The organism is Streptomyces puniciscabiei (assembly GCF_006715785.1).
Lineage (GTDB): Bacteria > Actinomycetota > Actinomycetes > Streptomycetales > Streptomycetaceae > Streptomyces > Streptomyces puniciscabiei.
Genome location: NZ_VFNX01000001.1, coordinates 2,269,152 through 2,285,008, shown reverse-complemented (window position 1 = coordinate 2,285,008; position 15,857 = coordinate 2,269,152). Strand labels below are relative to the sequence as shown.

9 protein-coding genes are annotated in these 15,857 nt (G+C 74.0%); 8 read left to right on the top strand and 1 reads right to left on the bottom strand.

Translation table 11 applies throughout. From position 1 onward, the window contains the following. Nucleotides 1–169: 169 nt before the first annotated feature. The 4 genes from FB563_RS10215 (at nt 170) to FB563_RS10200 (ending at nt 9,102) form a co-directional block, all read left to right on the top strand. Nucleotides 170–2,290, top strand: coding sequence for a serine/threonine-protein kinase (locus FB563_RS10215; protein WP_199832943.1), 2,121 nt, complete (start codon nt 170–172; stop codon nt 2,288–2,290). 163 nt (nt 2,291–2,453) lie between these two features. After that, nucleotides 2,454–5,174, top strand: a complete 2,721-nt coding sequence (locus FB563_RS10210; protein WP_142218610.1) for a protein kinase — start codon at nt 2,454–2,456, stop codon at nt 5,172–5,174. 149 nt (nt 5,175–5,323) lie between these two features. Beyond that, complete coding sequence (locus FB563_RS10205; protein ID WP_055710278.1) at nt 5,324–7,048, top strand: serine/threonine-protein kinase; 1,725 nt, start codon at nt 5,324–5,326, stop codon at nt 7,046–7,048. A gap of 86 nt (nt 7,049–7,134) precedes the next feature. Continuing rightward, nucleotides 7,135–9,102 carry a serine/threonine-protein kinase gene (locus tag FB563_RS10200; RefSeq protein ID WP_142218609.1) on the top strand — a complete coding sequence of 656 codons (1,968 nt, stop codon included), beginning with the start codon at nt 7,135–7,137 and terminating at the stop codon, nt 9,100–9,102. A gap of 130 nt (nt 9,103–9,232) precedes the next feature. On the opposite strand, the gene FB563_RS10195 is transcribed toward FB563_RS10200, so the two are convergent. Next, on the bottom strand, nt 9,233–10,165 hold the full coding sequence (locus FB563_RS10195; RefSeq protein WP_055704750.1) for an AraC family transcriptional regulator: 933 nt from the start codon (nt 10,163–10,165) through the stop codon (nt 9,233–9,235). A 144-nt stretch (nt 10,166–10,309) separates the two neighbouring features. Between FB563_RS10195 and FB563_RS10190 the strand changes: the two genes are divergently transcribed. The 4 genes from FB563_RS10190 (at nt 10,310) to FB563_RS10175 (ending at nt 15,822) form a co-directional block, all read left to right on the top strand. Next, nucleotides 10,310–11,212 carry an MBL fold metallo-hydrolase gene (locus FB563_RS10190; protein WP_055704751.1) on the top strand — a complete coding sequence of 301 codons (903 nt, stop codon included), beginning with the start codon at nt 10,310–10,312 and terminating at the stop codon, nt 11,210–11,212. 78 nt (nt 11,213–11,290) lie between these two features. Beyond that, entirely contained in the window at nt 11,291–12,208 is a 918-nt protein-coding gene (locus FB563_RS10185; RefSeq protein WP_055704752.1) for a serine/threonine-protein kinase, read from the top strand. Between the two features lie 136 nt (nt 12,209–12,344). Further along, nucleotides 12,345–13,958 (top strand): succinic semialdehyde dehydrogenase, encoded by a 1,614-nt coding sequence (locus FB563_RS10180; protein ID WP_055704753.1) that lies wholly within the window; start codon nt 12,345–12,347, stop codon nt 13,956–13,958. Nucleotides 13,959–14,016: 58 nt separating this feature from the next. After that, nucleotides 14,017–15,822 (top strand): GMC family oxidoreductase N-terminal domain-containing protein, encoded by a 1,806-nt coding sequence (locus FB563_RS10175; RefSeq protein WP_055704754.1) that lies wholly within the window; start codon nt 14,017–14,019, stop codon nt 15,820–15,822. Nucleotides 15,823–15,857 lie beyond the last annotated feature (35 nt).

The following is a 15,857-nucleotide window of genomic DNA, read 5'->3' as shown; positions in this document are numbered from 1 at the left end:
CCGTGAGTGCCGATGGCCGAACGGGCCGTCACTCCCGCGAGCGGAACGTGCACTTCGCCCGGCTTCCGGCAGGTTGGGCCCGCCCGACGAGGGGCACCCTGGGCACGTGGCACTTGTCGGGTGAGAGACAATGGAGGCTCTGTCAGGGCGGGTTGTATCGAGGGGACGCATGTCGGAGGCGGAGCGGGCGGGAACTTCTCGTCAGGGGACTCGTCAGGACAAGAGCGAGCGTCGTCTCCTCGCCGGGCGGTACCGGCTGGGAGACGTGCTGGGCCGGGGCGGGATGGGCACGGTCTGGCGCGCCGAGGACGAGACCCTGGGCCGGACGGTCGCCGTCAAGGAGCTGCGGTTCCCGTCGAACATCGACGAGGAGGAGAAGCGGCGCCTGATCACGCGCACCCTGCGCGAGGCCAAGGCGATCGCCCGGATCCGCAACAACAGCGCGGTGACGGTCTTCGACGTGGTCGACGAGGACGACCGGCCCTGGATCGTCATGGAGTTGGTGGAGGGCAAGTCCCTCGCCGAGGTCATCCGCGAGGACGGCCTGCTGGAGCCGAAGCGCGCCGCCGAGGTCGGGCTCGCCATCCTCGACGTGCTGCGCTCCGCGCACCGCGAGGGCATCCTGCACCGGGACGTGAAGCCGTCGAACGTGCTCATCGCCGAGGACGGCCGGGTCGTGCTCACCGACTTCGGTATCGCACAGGTCGAGGGCGACCCGTCCATCACCTCCACCGGCATGCTCGTCGGCGCCCCCTCCTACATTTCTCCGGAGCGGGCCCGCGGCCACAAGCCGGGCCCGGCGGCCGACCTGTGGTCGCTCGGCGGTCTGCTGTACGCGGCGGTCGAGGGCGTGCCCCCGTACGACAAGGGCTCGGCGATCGCCACGCTCACCGCGGTGATGACCGAGCCGCTGGAGGAGCCCAAGAACGCGGGCCCGCTGCGGGACGTCATCTACGGCCTGCTCACCAAGGACCCGGCCAAGCGGCTCGACGACGCGGGCGCCCGGGCCATGCTCAACGCCGTGATCCACGCGCCCGAGCCGGAGCCGATGGACGCCACGCGGGTGGTGCCGCTGCCGCCGCAGCCGGGCGCGTCCGAGGGCAGGCGGGGCGAGGAGGCCGGGGAGAAGCTGCGTGGCGCGCTGCGTTCGGTGCGCAAGGCGGCCACGGCGGCCACGGCGGCCGCGGCCGTCCGGACGAAGAGCGGCGGCGGCACGGCCGCGCCGGGTGCCGGTGGAGCCACGGGTACGGGCGGCGCAACCGCCGGCGGGGCCCGCCCTGCCGGCAAGGGCGGAGCGCGACCGGCCTCCTCCGCTGGGGCGCGGCCGGCTTCCACCGGTGGGGCGCGACCGGTTTCCCCCGGCGGGGCCGGTGCCGGATCCGCCGGGAGGCAGGCGGGTCCTGCCGTCGGCGCCTCCAGTGCCTCCGGTGCCTCGGGTGGGCCGAACTCCAGCGCGCCCAAGCCCAGTTCCGGCTGGCCCGTGGTGCCGCCGCCGGACCTGGACCTGCCGCCGAGGCAGGTACCGAGGGCGCCCCTGACCGACGTGGTGCCCAAGCGCACGCTGGTCATCATCGCGGTGGTCGTGCTGCTCGCCGTGCTCGGCACCATCCTGACCCTCGTCCTGGGCGATGACGGCAAGGACAGCAAGAGCAGCGGGGCCAGGGCTGCGGCGAGCGCCAGTGCCTCCACCAAGCAGGACAAGGGCGGCAAGAGCACGGGCAGCGGGGCACGGGCGGACGGGGGGAACCCGTCCTCCGGCGGCGCCGGTGCCACGTCGGGCTCGGCCGTCGACGCGAGCGCGTCCACCGGTGACTCGGGCTCCTCCGGCGCGTCCGGTTCCCAGGGCGGCGGGAGCGCACCGGTGGTGTCGACCCACAAAGGCGGCCAGGGGTACTCGATCGGGCTGCCCAAGGGCTGGAAGTACCAGTCCACCGGAAGTGCCGGTGACCGCTACACCGGTCCCGACGGGCAGAAGCTGCTCGTCGGCTGGACCGGCAGCCCCAAGAGCGACCCGGTGGCGGACTGGGAGAACCAGGAGCACTTCATGGTCCGCTCCCAGTACCACCGGATCCGTATAGAGAAAGTCGGCTACCGCAGCTGGAACACGGCCGACTGGGAGTTCACCTATGTCGAGGGCGGCACCGAGTGCCGCACCATCGACCGCGGGTTCGTGGTCGACGGCCACCTCGGCTACGGACTGATGTACACGGCGAAGGCTGCGAACTGGGACAGCACGCTGCGCAAGGACACGTGGAAGACGCTCACGGGTTCCTTCGAGCCCAAGTCGTAGACGCCGGACGCCGGTTTGGGGCGTGAGAATCCGTCATCCACTCGGTGCGGGTTGCCTCTGGCACGTATCGTGAATGGTTGCGGACCGTACGCAGCCGGAAGTGCGTGCGAAACGGGTCGTGAGGCGAACGGATGTGACCGACCGGGCGGCCGGGGGAGGCAATGTGGACGACTACGCGGGCCGGGTGCTCGCCGACCGCTACCGCCTGCCGTTGCCGCCCTCCGACGAGTACGAACTCACCGAGGCCCGCGCCTTCGACACCTACAGCGGCCAGGAAGTGCTCGTCCGGCAGGTGCCGTTGCCGGAGGTCGTCGAGGCCGAGGTGCTCGACGCGGAGGGCCTGCCCGAGGGCTTCACCGCGCGTGAGCGCGGGACCGGGGTCGGTGCCGGGGTCCGGCGGACGGCGGACGCCCGGACCGCCACCCGGCGGCCCGCCGACCCGGCCGTGCGGCGCGCCGTGGAGGCCGCGCAGGCCGCGGCCCGCATTCCCGACCATCCGCGCCTCGACCAGGTCTTCGACGTGTTCGCCGAGGGCGGTTCGCTGTGGATCGTCAGCGAGTTGGTGGCCGCGCGCCCGCTGGCCGCGCTGCTCGCCGAGCAGCCGCTGTCGCCGTACCGGGCGGCCGAGGTCGCGGCGGACGTGCTCATGGCGCTCCGGGTGCTGCACGGCCATGGCTGGGTGCACCGCAACATCACCGCCCGCACGGTGCTCGTCTGCGACGACGGCCGCGTGATGCTGACCGGCCTGGCCGTCGGCGCGGCGGAGGAGGCGTTGTGCGGGTACGACCCGGTGCCGCGCCAGGAAGGGCCGGCAGAGGGGGCCGTCGGAGGTGCGGGGACCGAGGCGGCCGGTCCGGGCGCGGTTCCCGGTCCCGCGACTCGGGCCGGCGGCGGCCTGGACGTTCCTCCGGGGGCGGGCGGTGGCCCCGCTGTGCCCCTGGGAGCGGGCGGGGTGCCTTCCCCGGACGTCGATCCCGAGGCCGCACGCCGGGCCGCGATCCAGGCAAGGGCGGCCGGAGGGCCGGCGGTGCCGGGGATGAACGGGGCGTCCGGCGGGACCGGCCCGGCGGCGCAACGGCCCCTGGAGAACGGCACGGACATCCGTGCCGCCCGCGCCGGGGCCATCGCCGCGTACCGTGCGGGTGCCCGCGCCGCCGCCCGGGTGCAGGAGGTCCGGGAGAGCGGGCGCCCCGCGCTGCCCGGAGCCCGGCCGCCCGCCGAGGGCGACGCCGGTGCCGCCCGGGCCGACGGCACGCCGCAGTCGCCGTACTCCGGCGGCCCGGGCGCCACAACCCCGCCCGGACGGATCGCCGACCCCTACGGAGTGCAGGGCGCCCCCTGGCACGGCGCCTCACCGCGCCCTGCCGCCGGCGGCACCTCACCGGCCCTGAGCGGCGCCCCGCAGCGCCCCGGACTCCCCTCGACGGACCCGCTCCACGCACCCCCGTCCGTCCCGGCCCAGTCCCCCGCCACGGACCCCACCACCCCCGGCCACCGGGGCTCAGAACCGCCTCCCCACGGCACCGTCCCGACCCTGCCCCCGTACGCCACCGGCCCCGCCGCCACTCCCGGGACCGGTGCGGACCCCGCCCACCCCCGCTGGAACGAGCCGGGAGCGGCCGGTGTTCGGCGGGGGACCGCAAGTGCGTTGGCGGCTGAGCGGGCGCGGCAGGTGCGGATGACCGTCGTCGGGCCGGTGACCGAGCGGTGGGCGCCGGAGCAGGCGGGGCCCGTGCACGAGAACTGGCAGCTGGCGGCGCCGATCGGGCCGGCGACCGATCTGTGGGCGCTGGGCGCGCTGTTGTTCCGGGCCGTGCAGGGACACGCGCCGTATCCGGAGGAGTCGACGGCCGAGCTGGTGCAGCTGGTGTGCGCCGAGCCGCCCGCCTTCGCCGAGGAGTGCGGCCCGCTCCGGCCGGTCGTCGAGTCGCTGCTGCGCCAGGACCCCACCGATCGCCTGGACTTCGAGGAGCTGAACGGCTGGCTGCGCTCGCTGGTGCGCTCCGCGCCCGAGCCGGACGCCGGCACCCATGTCGTACCCGTGCCGCCCGCCGACCCGAGCCGGCTGCCGGTCGTGCGGCGCCGCGGCGAACTGGTGCGGTTGCGCCGGCGGCGTGCCGGGCTGCCCGAGGTTCATCCGCACGGCCGGCACAAGCGTGCCCGGGGCCGGGAGGAGGTGCGTTCGCCGCGCAGTCTCGGCCGGACCCTGCTTCTGCTGATCCTGCTCCTGCTGGCCGGCGCGATCGCGTACGCGATGCTGTTCATGCCCAAGCAGGGGGCGAGCGGGGCCGCGGGCAGCCCGGACCGCACGGGGAACGCCGGGGAGGTCGGTGCCGCGCCCTCGGCCACGCCGATCCCCTCGGAGCAGGGCGGCAGCCCCTCCGCGTCCGCGCCCGCCACCGAGCCACAGACCGGCGGCGACGCGTCCGTCGCCGACGGCTTCACACTGCGCAGGGATCCCGAGGGGTTCCAGGTCGCCGTCGCCCAGGGATGGGACCGCGCCCCGAAGAACGGCAGCGGCCAGGTGGTCTACGCGCACGGGAACTTCGAGCTGATCCTCGTGCCCGGCCGGGACAGCGCCTCGGCCTACGGCGGCGACCCGATGACCTACCAGCGGGACAAGGAGAGCGAGCTCCAGCCGTACCGCGACTCCAGCTGGGCCACGGCCACCGGCCTGAGAACCATCGAGGTGGGTGGGCGGACCATGGCCGAGGGGCAGTTCACCTGGACCGACGGCCAGGGCCGCGACCTGTTCGTGCGCAACATGGCGATCCTGCTGAACGGCCGCTACCACATCATCCAGGTCCGTGGCCCGGAGTCCCAGCGGGACGCGGTGACACAGTTCTACGAGCAGGCCACGGCGACGTACCGCTACACGGGTTGAGCGCCCCGTATACCGGTTGACCGATCCTGGCCGATTCGTGCGGCCACAACCGTCACAGTGCTGTCACCTTGGCACCCCGCTGGTTCCCAGTTGGTTGACCGGTCCTTAGTCTGACCCTGTCAAGAGCATTGCGGGGCAACGTGAATCAGATGCAGGGCCTGCTGATAGCGGGCCGCTACCGGCTCGCCGATTCCATCGGCAGCGGCGGCATGGGCCGGGTGTGGCGCGCCCACGACGAGGTGTTGCACCGGACGGTCGCCGTCAAGGAGTTGACCGCCGCGCTCTACGTCTCGGACAGTGATCGGGCCGTGCTGCTCGCCCGCACCCGGGCCGAGGCCCGCGCCGCGGCGCGCATCAACCACTCCGCCGTCGTCACCGTGCACGACGTCCTCGAACACGACGGCCGCCCGTGGATCGTCATGGAGCTGGTCGAGGGCAACTCACTGGCCGACGCGGTCAAGGAGCGGGGGCGGGTGGAGCCGACGGAGGCCGCCCGGATCGGGCTGTGGGTGCTGCGGGCGCTGCGTGCCGCGCACTCCGCGGGGGTGCTGCACCGGGACGTCAAGCCCGGCAACGTCCTCCTCGGACGGGACGGCCGGGTGCTGCTCACCGACTTCGGCATCGCGCAGATAGAAGGCGACTCGACCATCACCCGCACCGGCGAGGTCGTCGGCTCGGTCGACTATCTCGCGCCCGAGCGGGTGCGTGGCCACGATCCCGGCCCGGCCTCGGACCTGTGGGCGCTCGGCGCCACGCTGTACACGGCGGTCGAGGGCCGTTCGCCGTTCCGCCGCACCTCACCGCTGGGCACCATGCAGGCGGTCGTGGAGGAGGAGGCCGACGAGCCGCGCCACGCCGGAGCGCTGGGCCCCGTCATATCCGCCCTGCTGCGCAAGGAACCGGAGCGCCGGCCGAGCGCGGAGGAGGCGGAGCAGATGCTCGCCGAGGCGGTGGAGGGCCGCCGCCCGCACACGGCCCAGGCCTTCATCCCGACCCAGGGCTCGGGCCTGCACACCGGCGGGCCGAGCACCTCGGGTCACAGCCCCACGGGACCCACCTCCGGCTACGGACCCGCCTCCGGCACCGGCTCCACGGGCACCGTCCACGGCCCCGGAGCCCCAGCGGGCCCGGGCCGCTCCATGACCGGTCCGACGGCCGTGGCCCCCACGCCGTCCGACGCGGGCCGCGCACGGCCCCGCCCCCGCCGCCGGCTGCGGACCCTCGCCCTCGTCGTCGCCGTCGCGGCCGTACTCGGCGGCGGCGCCGCGGTGGCCTACCAGCAGTGGGGCGGCACACAGCAGAACACCGCGTCCGGCGGGGGCGCGGGCCCGGCGACGACCTCACCCTCGGGGAGCAGCAGCGCCGCGTCGGCCCCCGGCGGTACGGCTTTCGCCTCGTGGAAGGCGTACCACGACCCCTGGGGCTTCACCGTCTACCTGCCCAAGGGCTGGCAGCGGAAGGTCGTCGGCGTTCCCGGTGTCCCCGGCGGCCTCAAGCAGGTCGACTACACGCCCGACGGCGGCTATCACTTCGTCCGTATCGCCATGGACCCGTCGCCGGACTTCCAGGACGCCTACCAGCACCAGCTGGACCTGGAACAGCAGTTGCAGGGACTGGTCGACTACAAGCGCGTGGCCTTGAAGGCGAACAACTACCGCGACCGCAATGGCTCGGTGTGGGAGTACACCTGGTACGCGCTCAAGAAGGACCCGCCGCACGTCGCCGGTCCGCGGCATGCGATCGAGGAGACGTACTTCGCGCGTTCCGGCACCGAGTACGCCATCTACATGTCCACGCCGGAACAGGACTGGGTGAAGACCAGCAAGCAGTTCAAGTGGGTCCTGCAGAGCTGGCAGGAGCCGAACGAGGGCTGATACGGCCGAAAATGGCTGGTCGATCGGGGCGGCTTGGCTGATCGGTGCCCCGGAGCGGGCGGGTCCGGTGCGGCATGATGGGGCGCATGGGGACCGAGGGCGCCGACTTCCGGGTGATCGCGGGCCGTTACCGTCTGGAGGCACGCATCGGGCGCGGCGGCATGGGCGTCGTGTGGCGGGCCGAGGACCAGGTGCTGGGCCGGCGTGTCGCGGTCAAGGAACTCCTCCCGGACGACTCCCTCGCCGAGGGCGACGCGCGGCGCCGCCGGGACCGTACGTTCCGTGAGGCGCGGGCGGTCGCCCAGCTGCGGCATCCGCACATCATCGTCGTGCACGACGTGGTGGAGCAGGACGAACGGCCGTACCTGGTCATGGAATTGATCGAGGGCGGCTCGCTCGCCGACCGCATCTCCCAACAGGGCCCGGTCGACGCCGCCGAGGCCGCGCGGATCGGCATCGCCCTGCTCGGCGCGGTCCGTACCGCGCACGAGGCAGGGGTGCTGCACCGGGACATCAAGCCCGCGAACGTGCTGATCGAGTCGGACACCGGCCGGGTCGTGCTGACCGACTTCGGCATCGCGCAGGTCGCGGGCGCCACCACGCTCACCGAGACCGGCTCCTTCGTCGGCTCGCCCGAATACACCGCGCCGGAACGGATGTCGGGGCTGCGCACCGGCCCGGAGTCCGACCTGTGGTCGCTGGGCGCGCTGCTGTGCACGGTGCTCAGCGGCGAGTCGCCGTTCCGGCGCGACTCGCTCGGCGGCATCCTGCACGCCGTGGTCGCCGCCGAGATCCGGCCCCCCGCCGAGGCCGAGCCGCTGCTGCCGGTCGTACGGGGGCTGCTGGAACGCGACCCCGACCGGCGGCTCGGCGCGGCCGAGGCCGAGCAGATGCTGCGGACGTTCCTGGAGACGGGCCGGACCCCCGAGGCACCGGGCCCGCCCGGCGCGCCGGTCTCCGGGCGCGGCCACCGGATCGGCGGGGGGCGGACACCGAGGCCGGGGGTGACGGGAAGCTGGACGCAGAGATCCCGGGCGGCGGGGAGCCGCTTCCCGGGCTCCGGTCCGGTGGGGAGCCGTACGCCGGGGGCCGGGGCGGCGGGGGGGCGTCCCTCGGAATCCGATGCGGCACAGGGGCGTACGCCGAGGTCCGACGGGGCCCGGGACCGTACGGCTGATGCGGCCGGGGCGCGTGCCCCGGGAGCCGATGCGGATTCGGGGCGCGCACCCCGGTCCGATGCGGCCGGGAGCCGCACCCCGGAGGGCGTCGCGGGATACACGCCGACCCAGCAGGACCTTCCGCACGGCGGTCCCCAGTCGCCGCCCACCGTCTCCGGGACGGCGGCGGAGCCCCCGGCCCGCACGTCCACGCGCGGGGTGCTGGTCGCGGCGCTGCTCGTCGCCGCGCTGGCAGGGGCCGGTGTGTCGGCGGCGGCGCTGCTGCTGCACGGGAGCGGGCACGGCGGCGGCAGCCCCGGCGGTACGGCGACCTCCCCGGCGACCGGGACCGGCACGCGCCCGTCCGCGCGGCCGTCCCTGTCCCCGACGCTCGCTTCCCCCGGCCCGTTGCCCAGCGGGACGGCCCCGACGGCCTCGGGGGGCTCGCGCACCGCGCCCTCCGGTTACCGCACGGCCCGGGACCCGGCCGGCTTCTCCCTCGCCGTACCGGACGACTTCACCCGCAGTCCGCAGGGCGAGCGCGTCTTCTACCTCTCACCGGGCGGCACCTTCCGCCTCGGCATCAAGGTCGCCGATCCCCAGCCGGGGGGCCCGCGGGCGGTGATGAACCGGTCGGCCGCCGACGGACCTGCCACCAACCCCGGTTACCACGACGGCCGGGTCACCCCCACCGGCCACGACGGACACCCGGCGGCGCTCTGGGAGTTCACCTGGAACGGCTTCAGCGCGGCGGAGGGGCCGCGCCACACCTACGACCTGTGCTGGGAGGAGGCCGGGCGGATGTACGACGTGTGGGTGTCGGCGCCGGTCGGCAAGGTGCGGGAGGCGCGGGAGTACTTCGACGTGGCGGTGGACACCTTCCGGGCGGGATCCTGAACGGCCGCTCGGTCACGGGTGTGTGACCGGTTCGCCTTCCCCGTGGCTGTGGGCGCGCGGCTACCGGGCAAGGGCGACTTCACGGCCCGCGGCCGCGACGTGGCCAGGGCGGCGATCGCGAAGCTGGAGATCAGGAAGCTCTGACCTCGGGGGCGCCGCGGCCCCGGTACCGGCCCGGGGTGGTGCCGAACTCGCGGCTGAAGGCGTGCGAGAGGGCGTACGGGCTGCCGTACCCCGTCTCCCGGGCCACCGTCGCGAGCGGCGCGTCCGTCTCGCGCAGCCGTCTCGCCGCCAGGGTCAGCCGCCACCAGGTCAGATACGCCATCGGCGGGCGGCCGACCTGGGCGGTGAAGCGGCGGGCGAGGGTGGCGCGGGAGACACCGGCGCGGGCGGCCAGCAGGTCGTTCGTCCAGGGTGCCGCCGGATCGGAGTGCAGGGCGTGGAGGGCGGAGGCGGTCACGGGGTCGGCCAGGGCCGCGGGCCAGCTGCCCGTGCGGGCGCGGGCCGCCCAGGCGCGGATCATGTAGACCAGCAGCAGGTCCAGCAGCCCGGGCAGCACCAGGGCGGTGCCCGGCCGGCCGGCGTCACCGTCCAGTTCCCGGGCCAACAGCCCCACGGCGGCACCCAGTTCGGGGCAGTGTCCGCCGCCCGCCGGCAGGTGCACCAGGTCGGGCAGCTCGGCCAGCAGGGGGTGCGTCCGGCTGCGGTCGAGGCGGTACTTGCCGCACAGCAGCCGCACCTCGGGCCCGGCTCCCGCGAGCGGCCGGTCCGGCTCCCGTACCTCCTCGAAGGGCCGTGCCCGGCGCGCCGCGTCCGGTCCCGCCGTCGCGTCCGCCAGCACATGCCCGGCGCCGTGCGGCACCAGCACCACGTCGCCGGCACCGAGCGGCACCGGTGCGCCGCCGTCGTCCGGCAGCAGGGTGCAGGCGCCGCTCAGCACGACATGGAAGCCCGCCCCCTCGTACGGCGCCAGCCGCACGGCCCAGTCGCCGCTCACCCGCAGCCGGCTGGAGGAGGGCCGCCCCACCCGTACGGCGGAGATCGCGTCGCTGACCACGTCCATCGGACACCTCCCCGGAACGGCCTGCGGGACCGCCTGTGAGAACCGGCTGTGAGACGGACCGCGAGGCGGTCTGTGAGACTCCAGCGTATTCGATCGAGCCGGAGAAGCATTGGGATGCTCGTCGCGGGCTCCTAGGCTGGAGGCATGGCTGAAGACAGCGTGCAGAAGTTCATGGTCGGGGACGTCGAGGTGCTCCGCATCGTCGAGTGGCAGGGGCCCCTCGCCCCCGCGCGGCGGCTCGTCCCGGACTCCGGTCCCGGGCTGTGGCAGGAGTACGAGGATCAGCTCGCCCCCGAACACTGGGAGCCCGGCACCGACATGGCGGTCTCGGCGCTGCAGACCTGGGTGGTGCGCAGCGCCGGGCGGACCGTCCTGGTCGACACCGGGGTGGGCCGGAACCGGGAGCGGCCCGGCAACCCGCTGTTCCACCGGCGCCCCGGCGACCTCCCCGGGCGGCTGCGGCGGGCGGGGGTGGACCCGGGCGAGGTGGACCTCGTGGTGAACACCCACATCCACGCCGACCACTGTGGCTGGAACACCCATGACGTCAACGGCGAGTGGGTGCCGACCTTCCCACGCGCCCGGTACCTTCTGCCGGCCGCCGACGACCGCCACTTCGGCCCCGAGGGCGGATACGCCGGCGGGGTGCGCGTGGACGACCGGCTGCTGTACGAGGACAGTGTGGCGCCCGTGCACCGCGCCGGACAGGCCGTGCTGTGGGAGGACGGCCACCGGATCGACGAGCACCTCGTCCTGGAGCCCGCCCCCGGCCACACCCCGGGCTCCTCCGTGCTGCGGGTCGAATCCGGCGGCGAGCGGGCCGTGTTCGTCGGCGACCTCCTGCACAGCCCGGTGCAGATCCTGCGCCCCGAGTGCAGCAGCTGCTTCTGCCTGGACCCGCGGCAGGCGGCCGCGACCCGTCGGCGTGTCCTGGAACGCGCCGCCGAGGAAAGGGAGTTGGTCGTCCCGGCGCACTTCGCCGGTGCCGGAGCGGTGGAGGTGCGCAAGGCGCGCCACGGCTTCACCCTGCACCGCTGGGCCGCCTGACCGCCCGCTTCCCGCGAGCCGACCGCTTCGCTGTGCCCCGCTTCGACAAGAGCGTGGTGCGCACGGTACTCATGTGACATGAGTGGAGACGGCGAACACCCGCCCGACGCACGTCTGATCGGTGGCCGCTACCGGCTGGCCGAACGCCTCGGGTCCGGGCCCACCGGGACCGTCTGGCGGGCCGCGGACGAACAGCAGCCGGGCCGCCTGGTCGCGGTCAAGGAGCCCCAGTTGCCCGGCGATCCGGCCGACGACGAGGACAGCCGCCGTATCGCCCACCGGCTCTTCCGGGAGGCCCGCGCCGCGGCCCGGGTCCGCCATCCCTCCGCCGTCACGGTGTACGACGTCGTCACCGAGGGCGAAGTCCCCTGGATCGTCATGGAGCTGGTGGCGGGGGAGTCGCTGCGGGAGGCCCTGCGGCGCGGCCCCCTCCCGCCCGCCGAGGCCGCCCGGATCGGGCTCGCCGTGCTCGGTGCCCTGCGCGCCGCCCACGCCGTCGGCATCGTGCACCGGGACGTCAAACCGGCCAACGTCCTGCTGGAGTCCGGCACCGGGCGGGTGGTCGTCACCGACTTCGGGACCGGCGACGGACACACCGAGGACGCGCCCGCCGGTTTCGTCGCCCCCGAGCGCGCCGCGGGGCCCGGCGCCGGCCCGGCCTCCGACCTGTGGTCCCTCGGTGCCCTGCTCCGCGTCGCCCTCGCCGGCGCGGACCCCGGCCCGCTGGGTCCGCTGCTGGACCGGCTGCACGCCGACGCACCGGAGGCCCGCCCCGGCGCGGCGGAGGTCGCGGCGGCCCTGCGGGAGTACCTGGGGCTCACACCCGTACCGGAACCGGCGCCCGAACCCGCACCCGAGCGGCCTGCGCCACCCTTCACCGACCCCCCTGAGTGCCCGTCCTCCGACCCGAGCGCGCACCCGTCCCCCGAGCCCCCTCGCCGCACCCCCAGGACCGCACTCGGACTGCTCCTCGCGAAAAAAGCCGGACTCGGCTGATCCTTCTGCGGGTCACGACGCCAACGCCCTGATCAGCACATTCACTGCCAGTGATCACTGGCAGTGTGTGAGCACTCGGTGAATCCCCGTTACCGACGGGTACACAAAGGCTGCGCCGCGGCATACCCTGCGCGTCATGACGGACACGCAGGCCCCGGACAGCACCGGCACCAACCCGCTCGCGCCCGCCCCCGAGGGCGTCCGCACCGCCGCCGACGTGGTCACCCCGGAACTGGTGGCCCAGCTCACCAAGGGCGTCGTCGGCTCCGGCCGGACCGCCAACCACACCCCGTTCACCGGCGAGAAGCTGGCCGACCTGCCGGAGTCCACCCCCGAGGACGTACAGAAGGCCTTCGAGGCGGCCCGGTCCGCCCAGGCCGTGTGGGAGAAGACCCCCGTACGGCAGCGGGCCGCCGTCCTGCTCCGCTTCCACGACCTGGTGCTGCAGCGTCAGGCCGAGGTGCTCGACCTGATCCAGCTGGAGACCGGCAAGGCCCGGCTGCACGCGCACGAGGAGGTGCAGGCCGTCGCCGTCGCCGCCCGTCACTACGGCCGCAAGGCCCCCGCCTACCTGCGGCCCAGGCGGCACACCGGCGCCGTCCCGACACTCACGAAGGTCACCGAACTCCGCCACCCGCGCGGCGTCATCGGCCAGATCGCCCCCTGGAACTACCCCCTGGAACTGTCGGTCGGCGACGCGCTGCCCGCCTTCGTCGCCGGCAACGCGGTCGTGATGAAGCCGGACACCGAGACCTGCCTCACCGCGCTGTGGGCCCGCGACCTGCTCATCGAGGCCGGTCTGCCCGAGGGCGTCTTCCAGGTGGTGCTGGGCGAGGGCCCGGTCGTCGGCCCGGAGGTCGTCCGGCACGCCGACTACGTCTCCTTCACCGGCTCCACCCGCACAGGGCGCGAGGTCGCGCAAGGAGCGGCGGCCCGCCTGGTCGGAGTGTCCCTCGAACTCGGCGGCAAGAACGCCATGCTGGTCCTCGACGACGCCGACATCGAGAAGGCCGCCGCCGGAGCCGTGCGCGCCTGCTTCTCCTCCGCCGGCCAGCTCTGCATCTCCATCGAGCGGCTGTACGTCCACGAGTCGGTCGCCGACGCCTTCCTGGAGCGCTTCGCCGCCCGCACCAGGGCCATGCGGCTCGGCAACTCCCTCGCCTACGGCGCCGACATGGGCTCGCTGGTCGGCGAGCGCCAGCTGAAGACCGTCGAGCGGCATGTGGAGGAGGCCGTCGCCAAGGGCGCGAAGGTGCTCGCGGGCGGCCGGGCCCGCCCCGACATCGGCCCCTACTTCTTCGAGCCGACCATCCTCGACGGCGTCGAGGACTCCATGGCCGTCTGCGAGGAGGAGACCTTCGGCCCGGTCGTCTCCATCTACCGGTTCAAGAGCGACGACGAGGCGATCGAGCGCGCCAACGCCACGCCGTACGGCCTCAATTCCTCGGTCTGGACGACCAGCGCCCGGCGCGGCCGCGAGGTCGCCGCCCGACTGCGCACCGGCACGGTCAACGTCAACGAGGGCTACGCCCCCGCCTACGGCAGCGTCCAGTCCCCGATGGGCGGCATGAAGGACTCCGGTCTCGGCCGCCGCCACGGCTCCGAGGGCATCCTCAAGTACACGGAGGCCCAGACGGTGGCCCAGCAGCGGTTGCTGCCGATGGCGCCGTCGCTGGGCATGACGGACGAGGCGTACGCCCGCTTCATGAGCACGAGTCTGCGCCTGATGAAGACATTCCGGTTCCGCTAGAAGTCCCGATCCCCGCCAACCCCGTTCGCAAACCCCCCGTTCTCGACGAGGAGAGCACGTGTCGCAGGAGAAGTCTGTCCAGACCCGGGACGAGGACGGGTACGACTACGACGTCATCGTGGTCGGATCGGGGTTCGGCGGTTCCGTGTCCGCCCTCCGCCTGACCGAGAAGGGATACCGGGTCGGCGTGCTCGAAGCAGGCCGCCGCTTCACCCGCGACACCTTGCCCAAGAACTCCTGGGACCTGAAGAACTACCTCTGGGCCCCCAGGCTCGGCATGTTCGGCATCCAGCGCATCCACCTGCTCGGCAACGTCATGGTCCTCGCCGGCGCAGGCGTCGGAGGCGGCTCGCTCAACTACGCCAACACCCTCTACGTACCGCCGAAGGCCTTCTTCGACGACCCCCAGTGGCGGGACATCACCGACTGGCAGGAGGAGCTGAAGCCGTACTACGACCAGGCCCAGCGCATGCTCGGCGTACGGCTCAACCCGACGATGACGCCCTCCGACGTGCACCTGAAGGCGGCGGCCGAGCGGATGGGCGTCGGCGACACCTTCCATCTCGCCCCGGTCGGCGTGTTCTTCGGCGACGGCAAGGACGCGGACGGCAAGGCGAAGGCCAGGCCCGGCGAGCAGGTGAACGACCCGTACTTCGGCGGCGCCGGTCCGTCCCGCAACGCCTGCACCGAGTGCGGCGAGTGCATGACCGGCTGCCGGCACGGCGCGAAGAACACCCTGAACGAGAACTACCTCCACCTCGCCGAGAAGGCGGGCGCGGTGGTCCACCCCATGACGACGGTCGTGTCCGTCACGGACGACTCACGCGGCGGGTACGCCGTGGCGACCCTGCCGACGGACCGGAAGAAGAAGGGCGAGGGCCGGCTCTTCACCGCGCGCCGCGTCGTCCTCGCGGCCGGCACCTACGGCACACAGACCCTGCTGCACCGGATGAAGGCCGGCGGCCGGCTGCCGTACCTCTCCGCCCGGCTCGGCGACCTGACCCGCACCAACTCCGAGGCGCTGGTGGGCGCGCAGACCGACGACCGCCGCTATCGCAAGGCGACCGGCGAGCCCAGGGCCGACTTCACGCGGGGCGTGGCCATCACGTCCTCGATCCACCCCGACGAGAACACCCACATCGAGCCGGTCCGCTACGGCAAGGGCTCCAACTCGATGGGCGGCCTGTCCATCCTCCAGGTCCCCTACGCCGAGGGCTCCTCCCGCGCGCTGGCCTGGCTGGCGAACGCGGCCCGGCATCCGCTCCTGGTCCTGCGCTCCCTGTCCAACCGGCGCTGGTCCGAGCGGACCATCATCGGCCTGGTGATGCAGTCGCTGGACAACTCCCTGACGACGTATCTGAAGCCCGGCGGCGTCGGCAAGGGCCTGCTCACCGCGCGGCAGGGGCACGGCGCGCCGAACCCGAAGCAGATCAGGGCCGCCACCGAGGCCGCCTCCGCGCTCGCCGCCGAGATCAACGGCTTCGCCGGCAGCAACGTCGGCGAGCTGATGGGCACCCCGCTCACCGCGCACTTCCTCGGCGGCTGCCCCATCGGCGACTCCGCGGAGACCGGCGTGATCGACCCCTACCACCGCCTCTACGGCCACCCGGGCATCTCCGTCGTGGACGGCGCCGCGGTCTCGGCGAACCTGGGCGTGAACCCCTCGCTGACCATCACCGCGCAGGCCGAGCGCGCGATGTCCTTCTGGCCGAACAAGGGGGAGGAGGACCCGCGTCCGGCACAGGGGGCGGCGTACGAGCGGCTGAAGCCGGTGGAGCCCGAGGCCCCGGCGGTTCCCCCGGAGGCGTTCGGCGCGCTGCGCCTGCCGTTCCTGGGGATGCCGGCGGTACCGCCGAAGAAGTAGCGCGGGTACGCCGAAGGGGCCTGCGCCCCCCTCCT